At 74.1% G+C, this 15,430-nt stretch carries 14 protein-coding genes; 4 read left to right on the forward strand and 10 right to left on the reverse strand.

What is annotated here, in order from left to right:
* Positions 1-98 precede the first annotated feature (98 nt).
* Positions 99-1,298, forward strand: coding sequence for an MFS transporter (locus ACWCYY_RS20780; RefSeq protein WP_345283874.1), 1,200 nt, complete (start codon positions 99-101; stop codon positions 1,296-1,298).
* A 207-nt stretch (positions 1,299-1,505) separates the two neighbouring features.
* Here the strand turns inward: ACWCYY_RS20780 and ACWCYY_RS20785 are convergent, their stop codons facing one another.
* From ACWCYY_RS20785 to ACWCYY_RS20810, 6 genes are all read right to left on the reverse strand, one after another.
* Positions 1,506-2,570 (reverse strand): LacI family DNA-binding transcriptional regulator, encoded by a 1,065-nt coding sequence (locus tag ACWCYY_RS20785; protein ID WP_345283872.1) that lies wholly within the window; start codon positions 2,568-2,570, stop codon positions 1,506-1,508.
* A 17-nt stretch (positions 2,571-2,587) separates the two neighbouring features.
* Positions 2,588-2,920 (reverse strand): DUF4229 domain-containing protein, encoded by a 333-nt coding sequence (locus ACWCYY_RS20790; RefSeq protein ID WP_345283871.1) that lies wholly within the window; start codon positions 2,918-2,920, stop codon positions 2,588-2,590.
* 97 nt (positions 2,921-3,017) lie between these two features.
* Positions 3,018-3,545, reverse strand: a complete 528-nt coding sequence (locus ACWCYY_RS20795) for a GNAT family N-acetyltransferase (protein WP_345283869.1) — start codon at positions 3,543-3,545, stop codon at positions 3,018-3,020.
* 11 nt (positions 3,546-3,556) lie between these two features.
* Entirely contained in the window at positions 3,557-4,912 is a 1,356-nt protein-coding gene (locus tag ACWCYY_RS20800) for an MFS transporter (protein WP_380149442.1), read from the reverse strand.
* A 173-nt stretch (positions 4,913-5,085) separates the two neighbouring features.
* Complete coding sequence (locus tag ACWCYY_RS20805) at positions 5,086-6,330, reverse strand: MFS transporter (protein ID WP_345283867.1); 1,245 nt, start codon at positions 6,328-6,330, stop codon at positions 5,086-5,088.
* A 345-nt stretch (positions 6,331-6,675) separates the two neighbouring features.
* Complete coding sequence (locus tag ACWCYY_RS20810) at positions 6,676-7,146, reverse strand: ATP-binding protein (protein ID WP_345283865.1); 471 nt, start codon at positions 7,144-7,146, stop codon at positions 6,676-6,678.
* A 407-nt stretch (positions 7,147-7,553) separates the two neighbouring features.
* Between ACWCYY_RS20810 and ACWCYY_RS20815 the strand changes: the two genes are divergently transcribed.
* Together ACWCYY_RS20815 and ACWCYY_RS20820 are read left to right on the forward strand one after the other, a co-directional pair.
* Positions 7,554-8,294: an RNA polymerase sigma factor gene (locus ACWCYY_RS20815; RefSeq protein ID WP_449796897.1), complete on the forward strand. Its 741-nt coding sequence runs from the start codon at positions 7,554-7,556 to the stop codon at positions 8,292-8,294.
* Positions 8,291-9,385, forward strand: a complete 1,095-nt coding sequence (locus ACWCYY_RS20820; RefSeq protein ID WP_449796898.1) for a zf-HC2 domain-containing protein — start codon at positions 8,291-8,293, stop codon at positions 9,383-9,385. The genes ACWCYY_RS20815 and ACWCYY_RS20820 overlap by 4 nt, the downstream gene beginning before the upstream one ends.
* Before the next feature lie 27 nt (positions 9,386-9,412).
* Here ACWCYY_RS20820 and purU read toward each other — a convergent pair whose 3' ends face one another.
* Together purU and ACWCYY_RS20830 are read right to left on the reverse strand one after the other, a co-directional pair.
* Positions 9,413-10,279, reverse strand: a complete 867-nt coding sequence (purU, locus tag ACWCYY_RS20825) for a formyltetrahydrofolate deformylase (RefSeq protein ID WP_345283861.1) — start codon at positions 10,277-10,279, stop codon at positions 9,413-9,415.
* A gap of 107 nt (positions 10,280-10,386) precedes the next feature.
* Positions 10,387-10,824: an SCO4402 family protein gene (locus tag ACWCYY_RS20830; RefSeq protein WP_345283860.1), complete on the reverse strand. Its 438-nt coding sequence runs from the start codon at positions 10,822-10,824 to the stop codon at positions 10,387-10,389.
* A 260-nt stretch (positions 10,825-11,084) separates the two neighbouring features.
* Between ACWCYY_RS20830 and ACWCYY_RS20835 the strand changes: the two genes are divergently transcribed.
* Complete coding sequence (locus ACWCYY_RS20835) at positions 11,085-12,365, forward strand: ABC transporter substrate-binding protein (protein WP_345283858.1); 1,281 nt, start codon at positions 11,085-11,087, stop codon at positions 12,363-12,365.
* 313 nt (positions 12,366-12,678) lie between these two features.
* Here the strand turns inward: ACWCYY_RS20835 and ACWCYY_RS20840 are convergent, their stop codons facing one another.
* Positions 12,679-13,833 carry a hypothetical protein gene (locus ACWCYY_RS20840; RefSeq protein WP_449796899.1) on the reverse strand — a complete coding sequence of 385 codons (1,155 nt, stop codon included), beginning with the start codon at positions 13,831-13,833 and terminating at the stop codon, positions 12,679-12,681.
* Between the two features lie 153 nt (positions 13,834-13,986).
* Positions 13,987-15,363: a transcriptional regulator gene (locus tag ACWCYY_RS20845; protein WP_345283854.1), complete on the reverse strand. Its 1,377-nt coding sequence runs from the start codon at positions 15,361-15,363 to the stop codon at positions 13,987-13,989.
* Positions 15,364-15,430: the final 67 nt, after the last annotated feature.

Consider the following 15,430-nt stretch of genomic DNA (forward strand, 5'->3'; position numbering starts at 1 on the left):
GGGGCTCGATTGACCGCAGTGTGGTTATACGTATAACTTGAGGGCTCACCACCCCTTGCCACCCCCGTGCCCACGCCTGCCCCGGGAGACCGAATCCGATGGGCTACCTCGCCCTGCTCCGCGCCCCCCACGTCACCCGTCTCCTGGGCGGCACCCTGCTCGGCCGCCTCCCCGCCGGGATGACCGCCCTGGTGATCGCCCTCGCCCTGCGCGAGGCCGGCACCCCGTACAGCCGGATCGGGCTGGCCACCGCCGCGTACGCGATCGCCGCCGCGATCGGCGGGCCGGTGCTCGGCCGGATCGTCGACCGGACCGGGCAGCCCCGGGTGCTGCTGGCCTCCGCCGTGGTGGCCGGCGGCGGCTACGCGCTGCTCGCCCTGGCCCCCGGCTCGGCCTGGGCCGCCCCGCTCGGAGCAGCGGTGGCCGGGCTGGCGATGCCGCCGCTGGAGCCCTGCCTGCGCTCGCTCTGGCCCGAGGTGGTGACGGAGGACCAGCTCGACACCGCCTACGCCTTCGACTCCGCCACCCAGCAACTGCTCTACGTGGCGGGCCCGTTGGCCGTCGCCGGGATCGCCGCCGGGGCCTCCCCCACCGTCGCCCTGTGGACCGCCGCCGGGCTCGGCCTGCTCGGCGCCCTGGTGGTCGCCACCTCCGCCCCCTCCCGCGCCTGGCGCGCCCCGGCCCGGCACGCCTCCTCCGGCCTGCTCGGCCCGCTGCGCTCCCCCGGCCTGGTCCTGCTCCTGCTCGGCCTGGCCGGCGCCGGCTGGGCGGTCGGCGCGCAGAACGTGCTCTTCATCGCCTACGCCGAGCAGCACCCCGGCGCACTCCCCGGCGGCGCCGGGACCCTGCTGGCGCTGGCCGCCCTCGGCGGGCTGCTCGGCGCCCTCGGCTACGGCGCCGTGAAGTGGCGCAGCTCCACCGCGACCCGCACCTGGGTGCTCGCCCTGGCCATGGCCGCCTCCTACCTGCCGCTGCTGCTGCTCCCCTCCCCCGGCGTGATGGCGGCGCTGGCGCTGCTCTCCGGGATCGGGCTCGCCCCGCTGCTGGCGGCCGCCTTCGTACTGATCGCCGAGCTGGCGCCGACCGGCACCGTGACCGAGGCCTTCGCCTGGCTGATCACGCTGTTCGCCACCGGCAACGCGGCGGGCTACGCCGTCTCCGGCGCGCTGGCCGAATCCGCCCTGGCCGGCGTCGCCCTCTGCGCGGCCGGCGGCATCGCCCTCGGCGGCCTCCTCCTACTGGCCGCCCGCCGCCTCTTCCACCCGATGCCGGCTCCCGCGCTGGTCGCGGCCGCATGACGAGAGTGGTCACACCGGGGGCGCGAGGCTCTGCTGATCTGCGGCTCCGCCGCGGGGCGCGCGGGGGAACGGCAGCAGCTGCAACTGGCTGACGGAGCCTCAGCTGCAGGTGAGCCGCCTTCCGATTCGCGCAGTTCCTCGCGCCCCTGGTGGCGCAGCCTCGTGTGCCCCTTCGGGTGCGTCAGCCGTGGCGGCCCCGGCGGGGGGTCAGGCGACCGGCCGGGTGGAGCTCCGTTCGACCAGCCGGGTGGCCAACGGCGGTACGGGCTCGGCCGGCTCGCCCCGCAGCAGCGCGGCCAGCGCGGCGGCCCCGGCCCGGCCCAGCTCCTCGCCGGGCAGGTCCACGGTGGTCAGCGGCGGGGCCAGCAGGTCGGCCACCGGGATGTTGTCCATGCCGACCACCGAGACGTCGTCGGGGATCCGCAGGCCCAGCTCGGCCGCCGCCTGGTACAGCCCGGAGGCCACCACGTCGTCGTCGCAGACCACCGCGTGCGGTCGGTCCGGCCGGGAGAGCAGCTCGCGCGCGACCGCCCGGGCGGCCCGCTGACCGTCGTTCAGGGTGACGCCCAGCTCGATCACCTCCAGCCCCCGGGCGGCCTGCTCGAAGGCGGCCTGGCGGACCCGGAAGGTGTACGCGGAGTGGGTCGAGCGCAGGTGGCCGATCCGCCGGTGGCCGAGCCCGGCCAGGTGCTCCACGGCCGCCCGCATGCCGCTCGCCACGTCCAGCTCCACGGTCGGCCGGGTGCGGCCGGTCTCCGGATCGGCCAGTGCCGGGTCCGCGTCCAGGAAGACCACGGGGGTGCCGGAGGGCAGCGCGCCCAGTTGGCTGTCGTCCGGCGAGCAGACCAGCAGGCCGTCGAAGCGGCTGGTGGTGGCGGCCTCGGCCAGCGTCGCGCTCCCCCAGCCCGAGCTGACCACCACGGCCAGCCCGTGCCGGCCGGCCTCCTCGTGCACCCCGACCAGCACCCGGCCGAAGAACGGGCCGAGCATGTTCGGCACCGCCAGCAGGATCATCCCGCTGCGGCCCAGCCGCAGCTGACGGCCCGCCGCCTGCGGGCGGTAGCCCAGCTCCCGGGCCGCCTCGCGGACCCGCTCCCGGGTCGCCGGGGAGACCCGCTGCCCCGCCTCCGAACCCGAGAACACCAACGAGACCGTGGCCTGCGACACCCCGGCCAGCCGGGCCACGTCCCGCCCGGTCGGACGGCGCGGCGCGGCGCGGGGTTCGGGGGCCGGCTCGGGGATCGGCCCGGACGGGGGCACGGCGGTGGTCATCGGGCGGACGGGAGCGGTCAGTTGGCGGCGGTGCTGCGGGCCGCCTCGGCGGCGCGGGCCGCGTCGTCGGCCGCGTCCTCCTGCGCCGCGACGGCGGCCGAGCGGGCCCGGCGGGCCGCCACCTTGTCGGCCAGCTGCGCCGACATCGCGTCCCGCTGCTTGCTGAGCAGGATGTAGCTGAGCGGCGCCGAGACCACACCGGCGATCAGCACCAGGAAGACCACACCGGTGTTCCCGGTCACCGGGATGATCCCGTAGTGGCCGAGCACCAGGGAGATCAGCAGGCAGGAGAGGAAGATGCTGACCCGCATCGAGGTGTAGCGGAGCGTGGCGTGCTTCTGGCTGCTCACGGTGGTGTCCTTCACGGCGGGGGTACGGCTGGCACGGCAGTCCAGTGAAACACGACCTGACGGCCCGGAACCGCCAGGGTCCCGTGGCGGCCACCGTTCAGGCGAGCGGCAGCCACATCGTCACGTCGTCGCGGTCGTCGCCGGGCCCGACCCGGATCGCCCCGGGCACCCGGCCGACCTCGGTGTATCCGCAGCTGCCGTAGAACGCCTCCAGCCCGTGCCCGCCGCGCAGGGTCAGCCGAAGGCCCGTCAGCCCCCAGCCGGTGGCCACCCGGGCCGCCTCGCCGAGCAGCTCCGCCCCGTACCCGCGCCCCTGGAAGTCGGGGTGCACCATGACGCGCTTGAGCATCCGCCAGTGCTCCATCAGGTCGAAGCGCATCGACTCGAAGAAGAGCAGGGCCGCCAGCCGTCCGCCCTCCGGCTCGCGGCCGATCAGCAGCACGTCCGGCTGCCCCGGGCCGGTGCCGCCGAACTGCTTCTCGGCCGTCACCCAGACCTGGTCCTCCGTCACCGGCGGCACGAAGCCGACCGCGCCGCCCGCGTTGGTGACGTCCGTCCAGAGCGTGATGACCTCGGCGCGCAGCTCGGGCGTCAGCTCGGGGGCCAGGGTGAAGGAGAGCGTCATGATCCCCGAGCCTAGTCGGCGGCGACGGCCGCCTTGGGGGTGGCCTCGGCGTGTGCGTCGTGCACGTCGTGGTGGGCCTCGTGGTGCGCGTCGGCCGGGGCGGCGGGCTTGGAGATGCCGGGGCCGAGGGCCAGGCAGAGCACCACGGCCACCGCGCAGAGACCGCCCGCGGCGTACCAGGTCAGGTCGTAGTTCCCGAAGCTGTCGCGGGCCAGGCCGGCGAGGCCGGCCACCACCGCGGCGCCGATCTGGTGGCAGGCCAGCACCCAGCCGAACACCACCGGGGCGTCCGCGCCGAACTCGCGGCGGCAGAGCGCGATGGTCGGCGGCACGGTGGCCACCCAGTCCAGGCCGTAGAAGATGATGAAGGCCAGGATCGGCGGCTGGAGCGAACCGGCGAACAGCTGCGGCAGCAGGAGCAGCGAGACGCCGCGCAGACCGTAGTAACTGACCAGCAGCACCCGGGAGTCGAAGCGGTCCGTGAACCAGCCGCTGGCCACCGTCCCGACCACGTCGAAGACCCCGACCAGGGCGAGCAGGCTCGCCGCCGTGGTGACCGGCATGCCGTGGTCGTGCGCGGCCGGGATGAAGTGGGTCCCGACCAGCCCGGCGGTGGTCGCCCCGCAGATCGCGAACGAGCTCCCCAGCAGCCAGAACGCCCGGTCGGTGAGGGCGTTGCGCAGCACCCGCAGGCTGCGCAGGATCGCGCTGCCCTCCACCTTCTGAACCTCGGGCGCCTCGGTCGCGCCGTACGGCAGCAGGCCGAGGTCGGACGGGCGCTCGCGCATCAGCAGCAGCACCGGGACGGCGACGACGGTCGCGCTGATCGAGACCACCACGACGGCGGTGCGCCACCCCTGGGTCTGCACCATCCAGGCGAGCAGCGGCATGAAGACCAGGTTGCCCGCGGCCCCGGCGGCCGTCAGCACACCGGTGACCAGGCCCTGCCGGGCGGCGAACCAGCGGCCGGTGACGGTGGTGGCGAAGGCCCCCGCCATCGAGCCGGAGCCCAGGCCGACCATGACGCCCCAGCAGAGGATCAGCTGCCAGCTCTCGGTCATCATGATGGTGAGGCCTGCCCCGACCGAGATCGTCAGCAGGGCGCAGACCACCACCAGGCGGACGCCGAAACGGTCCATCAGGGCGGCGGCGAACGGGGCGGTCAGGCCGAACAGGGTGAGGTTCACCGAGACGGCGCTGGCCACGGTGGCGTGGGACCAGCCGAACTCCGCGTGCAGCGCGTCCATCATCAGACCGGGCGTGGACCGGAATCCGGCCGAGCCGACCAGCACCAGGAGGGCGACCGCCGCCACCACCCAGGCGTAGTGGAGACGTGGGGCGCGGGTGCGTTCACCGGTTCTGGTCACGGCCGACAGCGTAGGGAGCGTCGTCCGCGACGTACACGGGATATCCGTTCAACGTGCAGTCCACGACCGGTTTCCCCGGGGCGCGAGGAACTGCGCGCAGGGGAACGGCAGCACCTGCAACTGACTGACGGCGCATGAGTTGCGGGTGGGCCGCCTTCCGATTCGCGCAGCCCCTAGGCCACTCGCCGTAGCTTTCGCACCGGGCGTGCCAGCAGGAGCGCCGCGACGGTCAGGAGGGCGACCAGGATGCCGAGTTCGAGGGTGCGGGTGGTGCCGAAGGCGGTCGTGGCCGGGCCGGCGAGGGCGCTGCCGACGGGGAACATGCAGACGGAGCCCGCCACCTCGTAGGCGTGGATGCGGTTGAGGACCTCGCCCGGGACCTGGGTCTGGACGCTGGTGGCCCACATGACGCTCCAGAAGGTGAGGCCGACGCCCACCACGAACTGGGCCACGCCGAGCAGCCAGACCGGCCAGCCGGCCACCAGGCCGATGGGGTAGAGCGGGAACACGGCCATCGCCACCGCCCCTGCCGCGAGCGGCCGTTCGGGCTTGTAGCGGATGGCCAGCAGCCCGCCGGCCACGGTGCCCGCACCGAGGGCGCAGTTGAGCACGCCGAACACGGTGGAGCCGTGCGCGGGCACCACCAGCCCGGCCGAGATCGGCTGCAGCGGCCCCCAGGAGAAGACCGTGAAGGCCATCCAGATCAGGATCACGCCCCAGAGCCAGCTGCGGGAGCGGAACTCGTGCCAGCCGACCACCAGGTTGCGCCAGAGGCTGTCCCCGGGCGGCGGGGCCGGGACGGGGCCGAGCCGGAGGAGGAAGAGGCAGATCGCGCTGATGCCGAAGGTGACGGCGGCGATCACCATCACCCAGCCGGTGGCGGCGGCACCGACCAGGACGCCGGCCAGGGCCGGGCCGATCAGGGTGGTGAGGGCCTCGGCGGTGCGGAGCACGCCGTTGGCGCCCTGGACGTCGCGGGCCACCAGCGGGACGGTGGAGGCGGCGCCCGGCTGGAACATCGCGGCGGCGGTGCCGGCCAGCGCGAGCAGCACGTAGAGGTGCCAGAGCTGGTCGATGCCGCGGAAGAAGAGGACCGCGAGCAGCGCGCGGGTGGTGAGGTTGGTGAGGTCGGCGGCGATCATCATCCGCCGGGCGGTGAAGCGGTCGGCCAGTACGCCGCCGAAGAGCACGAAGCCGGCGAACGGGGCGAACAGGAAGGCCAGCGCGAAGCCGACGGTACCGAGGCCGTGGCCTGCACCGATCAGTCCGGCGGAGACCGCGACGGGGAGCATCGCGTCACCGAGCAGGCCGGAGCTGCGGGCGGTGAAGTAGTAGCGGAAGTTCCGGGACCAGATGGCGGGTTGGTCATCGGCGGGCGGGGCGGCGACGGCGGGGGCCTGTGTTTCGGGGAGCGTCACCCCAGCAGTTTTGGTCCAGACCACTTCGACACGCCAGCGATTTAGGGTCACGATCCCGCAGCTTCGGAGGCCGGGCGGCGGCCGCTGTTCCGCCGCCGCCCGACCGTGGGCGCGGGCCCTGAATCCCGCGCTCCGAGCGCTCCGTGCTCGCCGAGGAAGGGCCGACCGGGCGCTCGGCAGCTGCTGATCCCCCATGCTGACCGCACCCGGTGATCCCTCGGCGTCCCCTCACGACGGAGAACTGCACCCAAGAGTGATCAGTCGGATACGTCACGTCAATGGGTTGTCGGAAATTCGGAATGGTTGCGGAGCATTTACCGGGCGCGGGGGGCGCACTCCCGGTCGCTAAGCGATCAGTGCGCCCCCGGGGCCGCCCGCGCCCTCCAGCGCCGGAAGGCCCGCCGAGCAGCCCGCGATCTCGCACCAGACCCGCTTGCCGGAGCCGTCGGGGTACCAGCCCCAGCTCTCGCAGAGCAGCTCGACCAGCTCCAGCCCGCGCCCGTTGGTGGCGTCCCCGGAGGCGTGGCGCGGCACCGGGGCGCTGGTGCTGCCGTCGGCCACCTCGACCCGGACCCGGCTCGGCGCCGACGCACCGTCACCTTCGGCCAGCGGCACGGAGAGCCGGAGCACCGCCGGGGACCCGGTGTGCACCACCGCGTTGGTGACCAGCTCGGAGACCACCAGGACCAGCGTCTCGGCCAACGGGGCGTCCGGATCGAGCCCGTGGCCCTGGAACCGCGACCGCACCCACCGGCGGGCGCGCCCGACCTCGGCCGGGTCGGCCCGCACCGCCAGCTGGACCTGAAGTACCTGCACCGCTCACCACCCGCACTCGCAGTTCGAGGCCCGGTCGGACCGGCCTCGGCCCCGTCACGAATACGCCTCAGAATGGTCCGGCCGGACATTCGCAGCAAGCGCTTCGGGCATATTCCAGCGTCAGAGGGACAGAGCAGTGCATACTGTCCCGCTCACCCTGGCGACCGTCGCACCGACGGTCGTCCGGCCACCCGTGCCCACCTGCTCGTCGCAGGGTGCCCCGGGCATGACGAAAGGTACCGCGCGGTGGCTCGGATCTGACGGCCGCCACGAGCGAACCACCCTTCCTACATGTGTCCACCACCACTCGAACATCGAATGGCGGTACGACCGCCACCAACTGACGAATCGAAACTTCTTCGTACGATTCCCCCCACCGGTCCACGGCTACGGGCTACCGTGGCCCGGTGGACAGCGCCGCACCGCCCCCGAGCTGGGACGAGCGGATCCAGTGGCGCCTCGCCCGCGGCGAGGAGACCGCCCTGGCCGAGCTCTACGACCGGACCGCCCCACTGGTGCACGGCCTGGCCGGCCGCATCCTGGCCGACCAAGACGCCGCCGAGCGGCTCACCCGCGAGGTCTTCGCCCACCTCTGGGAGCACCCCGAGGCCTTCGACCCGGGCCGGGGATCGCTGCGGGCCTGGCTGGCGGCGCTCACCCGGCGGCGGGCACTGGACCGCTTGCGGCTGGAGCAGGGGCCCGAGGGGCCGCCACCGCGCGGCCTGGCCTCCGGCCTGGTCGAGCTGCTCCCCGGCGAACTGCGCGAGACCGTCGCCCTGGCCTGGCTGGAGGGCCACGACTACCGCGAGACGGCCCGCCGCCTGGGCATCGACGAAGCCACCGCCAAGGACCGCCTCCGGCTGGCCCTGCAGCAGCTGAGCGGTGATGACGTACGTGGTGATGCCTTCGGGGGCGCAGCCTCGTGCACCCCCGCGACGAGTGGTGATCCCGCGGCGAGTGGTGATCCCGCGGCGAGTGGTGATCCCGCGGCGAGTGGTGATCCCGGGGGCGCGGGGAACTGCGCGAATCGGGAGGCGGACCAGCGTGAGGTCGGGGCACGTGAGCCAGTTGCACGTGCTGCCGTTCCCCCGCGCGCAGTTCCCCGCGCCCCCGGAGGCGTAGCCACCTTCCCCGAGGCGTCCACGTGACTGTCGGAGACCGGCCGCACGAGGAGTACCGGTCCCTGCTCGGGGCCTGGGCCCTGGAGGCGTGTCCGCGGCGGGAGGCGGCGGCGGTGGGCCGCCACCTGGCGGGGTGTCCGGAGTGCGCCGAGGAGGCGGCGCGGCTGCGGGAGGCCGCCGGGCGGCTGGCCGCGGAGGATCCGCTGGAGCCGTCCGAGACGCTCCGTCAGCAGGTGCTGGACTGGTGCCTGGCCCGCCGCGCGCCCGAACTCCCGGTCCCCGCCTGGGCGGCGCCCTACGCGGCGGAGACGGCCAAGCTGGACGCCCTGCTGCGCGACCTCGGCCCGCTGGAGTGGCTGGAGGTGGCCGAACTCCCGTGGCACGGCGGGGTGGAGCGCTGGCGCCCGGCCGAGGTGCTGGCCCACCTGACGGCGGTGGACGGCTATCTGGCCCCGGCGCTCGGCCTGCCCGATCCCGTCCCCCGGGCGGAGCCGCCGAGGGTCCCCGCCCAGCGCTCCCCCGCGGTGGCCGTGCTGGAGCGCACCGAGCGGCTGCTGGCCGCCCGGCCGGCGCGGGAGGCGGTCGCCGTCCGGGCCCGCTGGCGGGAGCAGGGCCACGCGTTGGTGCGCGCGGCCGCGCTGCGGCCACGGGGTTCGGCCGCGGTGGACTTCGGCTTCGCCCGGCTGCCGCTGCGGGACGCCTTCGTGGACCGCGCCTTCGAGACCTGGGTGCACGGCGAGGACGTCGCCCGCGCGGTGGACTACCCCTACCCGCCGCCACTGGCCCGGCACTTGCGGCTGATGGTGGACCTGGCGGCCCGGATGCTGCCGCTGGCCCTGGCCGCCGCCAACCCGTCGGACGGCCCGCCGCAGGACGGCCGGCCCGGTCGGGTGGTCCGCCTGGTGATCGACGGACCGGCCGCCGGGGAGTGGCTGGTGCCGCTGGACGGGACGGTGCCCGAGGGGCCGCCGGTGGCCGAACTGGTGCTGGACGGGCTGGAGTTCTGCTCCCTGGCGGCCGCCCACCGGAGCCCGGAGCGGATCCCCGCCGGGCAGCACGGGGACCGCGGCGCGATCGCCGAACTGCTCAGGGCCGCGCCGCTGCTCTCCCGTCCGTGAAGCCGCGGGCCCCGGGCCGACGGGCCGTCAGGCGAAGACCACCGTGCGGCTGCCGTTGAGCAGCACCCGGCGCTCGCTGTGCCACTTGACCGCCCGGGCCAGGGCCTGGCACTCCACGTCCCGGCCGAGCGCGACCAGCTGGTCCGGCGTCACGTCGTGGGTGACCCGGGCCACCTCCTGCTCGATGATCGGGCCCTCGTCCAGGTCGGCGGTGACGTAGTGGGCGGTGGCCCCGATCAGCTTCACGCCCCGGGTGTGCGCCTGGTGGTAGGGCTTGGCGCCCTTGAAGCTCGGCAGGAAGGAGTGGTGGATGTTGATGACCCGTCCGGCCAGCGCCTTGCAGAGGTCGTCCGAGAGCACCTGCATGTAGCGGGCCAGCACCACCAGGTCGACCTGCTCGGCGGCGACCAGGTCGAGCAGCTGCTGCTCGGCCTCGGCCTTGTTCTCCCGGTTCACCGGCAGGTGGTGGAAGGGGATGCCGTAGGACTCGGTGAGCTCGCGGAAGTCGGTGTGGTTGGAGACCACCGCGGCGATCTCCACCGGCAGCGCGCCGATCCTGGTGCGGAACAGCAGGTCGTTCAGGCAGTGGCCGAACTTGGAGACCATCAGGACCACCCGCATCCGCTCGCTGCTCGGGGTGATCTGCCAGTCCATCCGGAACGAGGCGCCGATCGCGGCGAAACTGGCGCGCAGCTTCTCGGTGCTGACGGGGTGTTCGGCGGCGAAGTGCACCCGCATGAAGAACAGCCCGCTGTCGGCGTCGCCGAACTGCTGGCTGTCGATGATGTTGCATCCCGTCATGAACAGGTAGCTGGAGACCGCGTGCACGATCCCCTGCTTGTCCGGGCAGGACAGCGTGAGGACGTACTGGGCGCTGGCGGTCTGCTGGTCCACGGGACGTTCCGTTCTTCGGTCGCGGGGCGGGTCGTCCAGGCTTTCACATTCCGGACGCGCCCCGCCCCGCTGACCGCACTCCGGACGCCACGCCGACGGGGTTCCGCTCAGCCGACCCGGGTCAGGATCCGCAGCACCTCCAGCGAGCGCGGCGGCTCGGCCGGGTCCTCGCCGTCCGCCAGCGTCAGCCGAACGTGTGCCTCGCGGGCGGCCGCCACTGCGGCCGGCCAGCCGGGGTGGCCGAGGTAGGCGCCGGCCGGGGCGTCCGCACCGACCTCGTGCAGCACCCGGAGCACCGCCAGCACGGCGGCGTCCACCAGGGCGGCCTCCTCAGCGTCCCGCAGGACGCAGCCCACGTACTTCTCGGCCGGCCAGCGGTCCAGCCAGCTGTCCTCGACCAGGCGGTAGACGGCGTCGGTCACGTCGCCGTAGCCCTCCTGGCCGACCAGCCAGGTGCGCTGCTGGAAGTCGTGGTCGGCGAGCATGTGGAGGGCCGAGCGGATCCGGGCGCGCCAGCGCCACCACGGCAGGTCGTTGATCGGCATGCCGCCCATGGTGCTGGAGCCGTGCCCGGTCCGAGAAGGGGTTCGGGCCGAACGATGCGAAGAACTTGTACTCGCGGACATGGGGATCGATGCTACGTGCCCGGACATTGCACGTTCTACCCGCGTCGCGCAACGAAAGCTCCCGGAGTTCCGTCCCCGTTTGCCGGTCGTTCGCTTTTCATCCCCTCCTGCGCACCCTGACCGGTCGAGTCTGAACCGGGGCCGACCAGGCCTGCACGTCCGAGGAGGGGCAGAGCATCATGAGGCGCAGCGGATCGCCCGACCACACGCCGTCGACCGGCACCGCAGGTCCGGGCGGCCGGGGCCGCCGGACCGCCGCCGCGGTCACCGCCGCGCTGCTGCTGCCAGCCCTGCTCTCCGCCTGCGGCGGCCCCGCCGACGCGGCCGGCACCGAGGAGGTGACGGTGATGACCTGGGCCCCCTCCGGCACCGGCACCACCGACCGCCCCGGCATGACCCTGCTGGCCGAGGCGATCGGCCGCGAGCTCAACTCCACCGGCGGCCTGTTCGGCCGCAAGGTCAGGGTGCTCACCTGCAACGAGCAGAACTCCGCCGACGGCGCGGCCGCCTGCGCCGAGCAGGCGGTGGCCGAGCACGCGCTGGCCGTGGTCGGCTCGTACAGCCAGTACGGCGACAGCTACATCCCGGTGCTGGAGAAGGCCGGCATCCCGTACATCGGCGGGTACGGGCTCTCCACCCCGGAGTTCAGCAGCCCGCTCTCCTACCCCGTCTCCGGCGGCACCCCCGCGCTGATCGCCGGCAGCGGCAAGCAGCTGACCGAGGCGGGCTGCAAGAACATCGCGCTGATCCGCCCCGACACCCGGGCCGGCGACACCCTGCTCGGCTACCTGGCCGGGGCGCTCAAGGGCTCGGGCATCAAGATCAGCGACATCAAGGCGCCGGAGCGGTCGAACGACTACACCGGCATCGCCAAGAAGGCCATCGGCGACGACCGGGCCGGCGGCTGCGTGGTCGCCGCGCTCGGCGCCGAGCCGACCGCCAACCTGCTCGACCCGTTCCGCCGCCTGGAGCCCAAGCGCACCCAGCTGGCCTCGGTGATCGGCAGCTTCCAGCAGTCCGTGGTCGACTCCACCGGCGGCGACAGCGGCCCGCTGGGCGGCGCCTACGCCACCGGCTGGTACCCGCCGGAGTCCTCGCACGTCTGGAACGTGCTGCGGACCACCGTGCGGCAGCAGGCCAACGGGGCCGTGATCGACGTCTCCGACCCCGGCGTGCAGACCACCTGGGTCGCCTACGAGGTCCTGCGGACGGCGGTCGAGCGGGCCGGCAACGAGAAGCAGCTGACCTCGAAGGCGCTGCGCAACGTGCTGGACAGCGGCGAGCCGATCGAGACCGGCGGCGCCACCCCGGCCCTCAGCTGGGGCATGACCAACATGCTCCCCAGCGCCGACTCGCCCCGCCTGGTCAACACCTCCGTCACCTTCCAGCGCGTCCAGGGCGGCCGCCTCACCCTCCAGCGCGAGGGCTTCGTCGACGTCCGCACCACCCTCGCGGGCTGACGGGCATCCGCCCGGGGCAACGACAACACACGTGGTGACCCCGGGACGCCAGGAACGCACGCGGTGACCCCGGGACGCCAGGAACGCACGCGGTGACCCCGGGGCACCAGGAACGCACGTGATGATCCCGGGGCGCCAGGAACGCACGCGGTGACCCCGGGGGCGCGAGGAACTGCGCGAGTCGGAAGGCGGCCCACCTGCAACTGAGGGCACGTCAGCCAGTTGCAGGTGCTGCCGTTCCCCTGCGCGCAGTTCCCCGCGCCCCTGCGGGGCCTTCGGCCCCGGGGCGCGCTGCCCTGCCGGGCCGGAGTGCCTAGAGCTCGATGGCGGACTTCGTCGGGAGGCCGGTCTGGGCGGCGATCGCGTTCCAGAGGGTGCTGGCCTGGTTCTTGGCGGTGGTGGCGGTGCCGCTCGCCGCGTCGCCGTTCTTCAGGTGCTGGTTGTCCTTCTTGGCCGGGTCGCAGGCGGCGATCGAGTCGGCCGCCCAGAGGGCGTACTCGCTGTCGGCGGTGGCCGAGGCCTCCCAGGCCTTCTTCAGCTGCTCGGCCAGCGCCGCCCCGCTCGGCAGCTGGTCGACCTTGAGCGCGGCCAGCCCGTTGACCAGCTTGGTGCGCTGCTGGGCCGCCTGGTCCAGTGCGGCCTGGGACTCCGGGAGCTTCTCGCACTTGCGCACCGACGCGACGGCGTTGACCACCGCCGTGCGGCTGGCGTTGGCGTCGCCGAGCAGGGCGGAGAGCGCCTCGGCCTGGGCCTTGGTCTCCGGGCTGACGGCCGCGCCGGAGCCCGCGGAGGCACCGGAGCTGGGCTTGGCGGAGGAGGAGGCCGCGGCCTTCTTGTCGCCCGCCCCGCCCTTGTCCTCGTCACCGCCGCCGGACAGCGCGATCACGATGCCCACGACGGCCAGCGCGGCCACCACGCCGCCGCCGATGACCACCCGCTTGTCGAGCCCGCGGCGCCCGGGCTCGGGGGCCTGGGCCCCGTAGGACGGCGCCGCCGGGTACTGCTGGGTCGCGGCGGCCGCAGGGAAGCCCTGCTGCCCGCCGAAGCCCTGACCGCCGTAGGACGGCTGCGGCTCGCCGTACTGCTGCGGCTGCTGCTGGGGCTCGCCGAACTGCTGGGCGTCACCGAACTGCTGCGGCGCGCCGAACCCCTGCCCGCCGTACGTCTGCTGACCCTGCATCGGCTGACCGCCCGCCGGCTGGGAGGTCGGGTACGGCGGCAGGTACTGGGTGGCCTGGGAGGCGTCGGCCGGGGCCGCCGGGGCCGCCGCCTGCGGCGGGACCCCGTACGTCGGCGCGGCGTACTCCGGGCCGCCCTGGAACTGCCCCGTCGGGAAGCCCTGCTGGACCGGCGGCGCGGACTGCTGAGCCGCCTGCTGAGCCTCCTGCTGGGCGGCGTCGGGCTCCGGACGGAACAGATCGTCCAGGTTGAAGTCGCCGGAGTTGTTGTACGAGCGGCGCTGGCTCAACGGGTTTCCTCACCTGTGCACGGCCTGCGTCCGCACCGCGGGCCTCTCTCGGTCTACCGCGCGCTCGCTGTGCCCCTGACCGCGCCGGAACGCCGACTATCGGCCCCAACCTACCCCGTACCCCTCAGCCGTGACTACGCGCCCCGGCACCTCTCACGCGGCCTCCACCTCGATCCTGGCCTGGAACTCCCGCACCGCGCGGTGGCTGCGGTACGGCTCCAGACGGCGGCGGAACTCGTCCAGGTACTCCACGCCCCGGTTGGAGCGCAGCCCGCTGAGCAGCCGGACGGCCTGGGTGCCGGTCTCGCAGGCCCGCTCCACGTCCCGCTGCTGGAGCTGGGCGGTGGCCAGCAGCACCAGGTCGACGGCGCGGCGCCGGACCCGGGTGGGCGGGTGCAGCTCCAGGGCGGTGCGGGCGTACTTCTCGGCCTGCACGGCCTGCTCCAGGTCCCGGTGGCAGTGCGCCAACTCGTCGGCCAGGTAGGCCTCGTCGAAGTGCACGATCCAGTCCGGGTCGTCCTCGGGGTTGCGCTGCTCCATGGCGGCCAGCGCCTTGGCGGCCACCGCCTCGCAGGAGCGGACGTCGCCGAGCAGGGCGTGGCCGCGGGCCTCGGCCGCGTAGAACATCGCCATCGCCGTCGGGGTGGCCACCGAGCGGGCGCCCTCCTGGGCGGCGCGGGCGAGTTGGGCGATCTCGCGCGGGTTGCCGAGCGCGGCGGCCAGGTGGCTCATGGAGGCGGCCAGCACGTATCCGCCGTAGCCGCGGTCGTCGGCGGCCTGGGCCAGCCGCAGGGCCTGGATGTAGTAGCGCTGGGCCAGCCCGGGCTGGCCGGTGTCCACCGCCATGTAGCCGGCGAGCTCGGTCAAGCGCGCGACCGCGGCGAAGAGTTGACGGCCGGTCTGCTCCCGGTAGGCGCCGCCGAGCAGGCCGGAGACCACGCTGTTGAGGTAGTGCACGACCACGGGGCGGACGTGGCCGCTGCCGAAGCGGTGGTCGAGGTCGACCAGCATCTGGGTGGTGGCCCGGATCGCCGCCACGTCGGCCGGGCCGACCCGGGGGCCGCCGGCCCGGGCCACCGAGGGGTCGGGCGGGGTGATCAGCCAGTCCCGGCTGGGCTCGACCAGGGCGGAGGCGGCCACGGTGGCGCCGGAGAGGAACTCCCGGCGGCCGACGTCGCTGCGCCAGAGCTCGCAGACCTGGTCCAGTGCCCCGCTGAGGGTGGCGGCGAACTGCAGCCCGATGCCCGAGCTGAGGTTCTTGCCGTCGGCCATGCCGATCTCCTCGACCGTGACGCTGCGGCCGAGCTTGCGGCCGAGCGCCTCGGCGATGACCGCCGGGGCCTGGCCGCGCGGCTGCTGGCCGCGTAGCCAGCGGGCGACCGAGGTCTTGTCGTAGCGCAGGTCGAGCCCGTGCTCGGCGCCACAGAGGTTCACCCGGCGGGCGAGGCCCGCGTTCGAGCAGCTCGCCTCCTGGATCAGCTGCTGCAGACGCTCGTTGGGCTGCCGTGCGACGAGTGCTCTTGCGGCCATGGGCTTCGCCTCCCCACGCCCCCGGCCCTGACCGGCGGGCGACGATTATGCTGCTCGGTTGCCGACG

It is taken from the genome of Kitasatospora sp. NPDC001664 (assembly GCF_053596675.1).

Bases quoted from the DNA above. Each gene is read 5' to 3' on its own strand.
- ACWCYY_RS20785 (WP_345283872.1), bottom strand. From the start codon at position 2,570: ATGACCACCGCCGTGCCCCCGTCCGGGCCGATCCCCGAGCCGGCCCCC.
- ACWCYY_RS20830 (WP_345283860.1), bottom strand. From the start codon at position 10,824: ATGCCGATCAACGACCTGCCGTGGTGGCGCTGGCGCGCCCGGATCCGC.
- ACWCYY_RS20780 (WP_345283874.1), top strand. From the start codon at position 99: ATGGGCTACCTCGCCCTGCTCCGCGCCCCCCACGTCACCCGTCTCCTG.
- ACWCYY_RS20795 (WP_345283869.1), bottom strand. From the start codon at position 3,545: ATGACGCTCTCCTTCACCCTGGCCCCCGAGCTGACGCCCGAGCTGCGC.
- ACWCYY_RS20835 (WP_345283858.1), top strand. From the start codon at position 11,085: ATGAGGCGCAGCGGATCGCCCGACCACACGCCGTCGACCGGCACCGCA.
- ACWCYY_RS20845 (WP_345283854.1), bottom strand. From the start codon at position 15,363: ATGGCCGCAAGAGCACTCGTCGCACGGCAGCCCAACGAGCGTCTGCAG.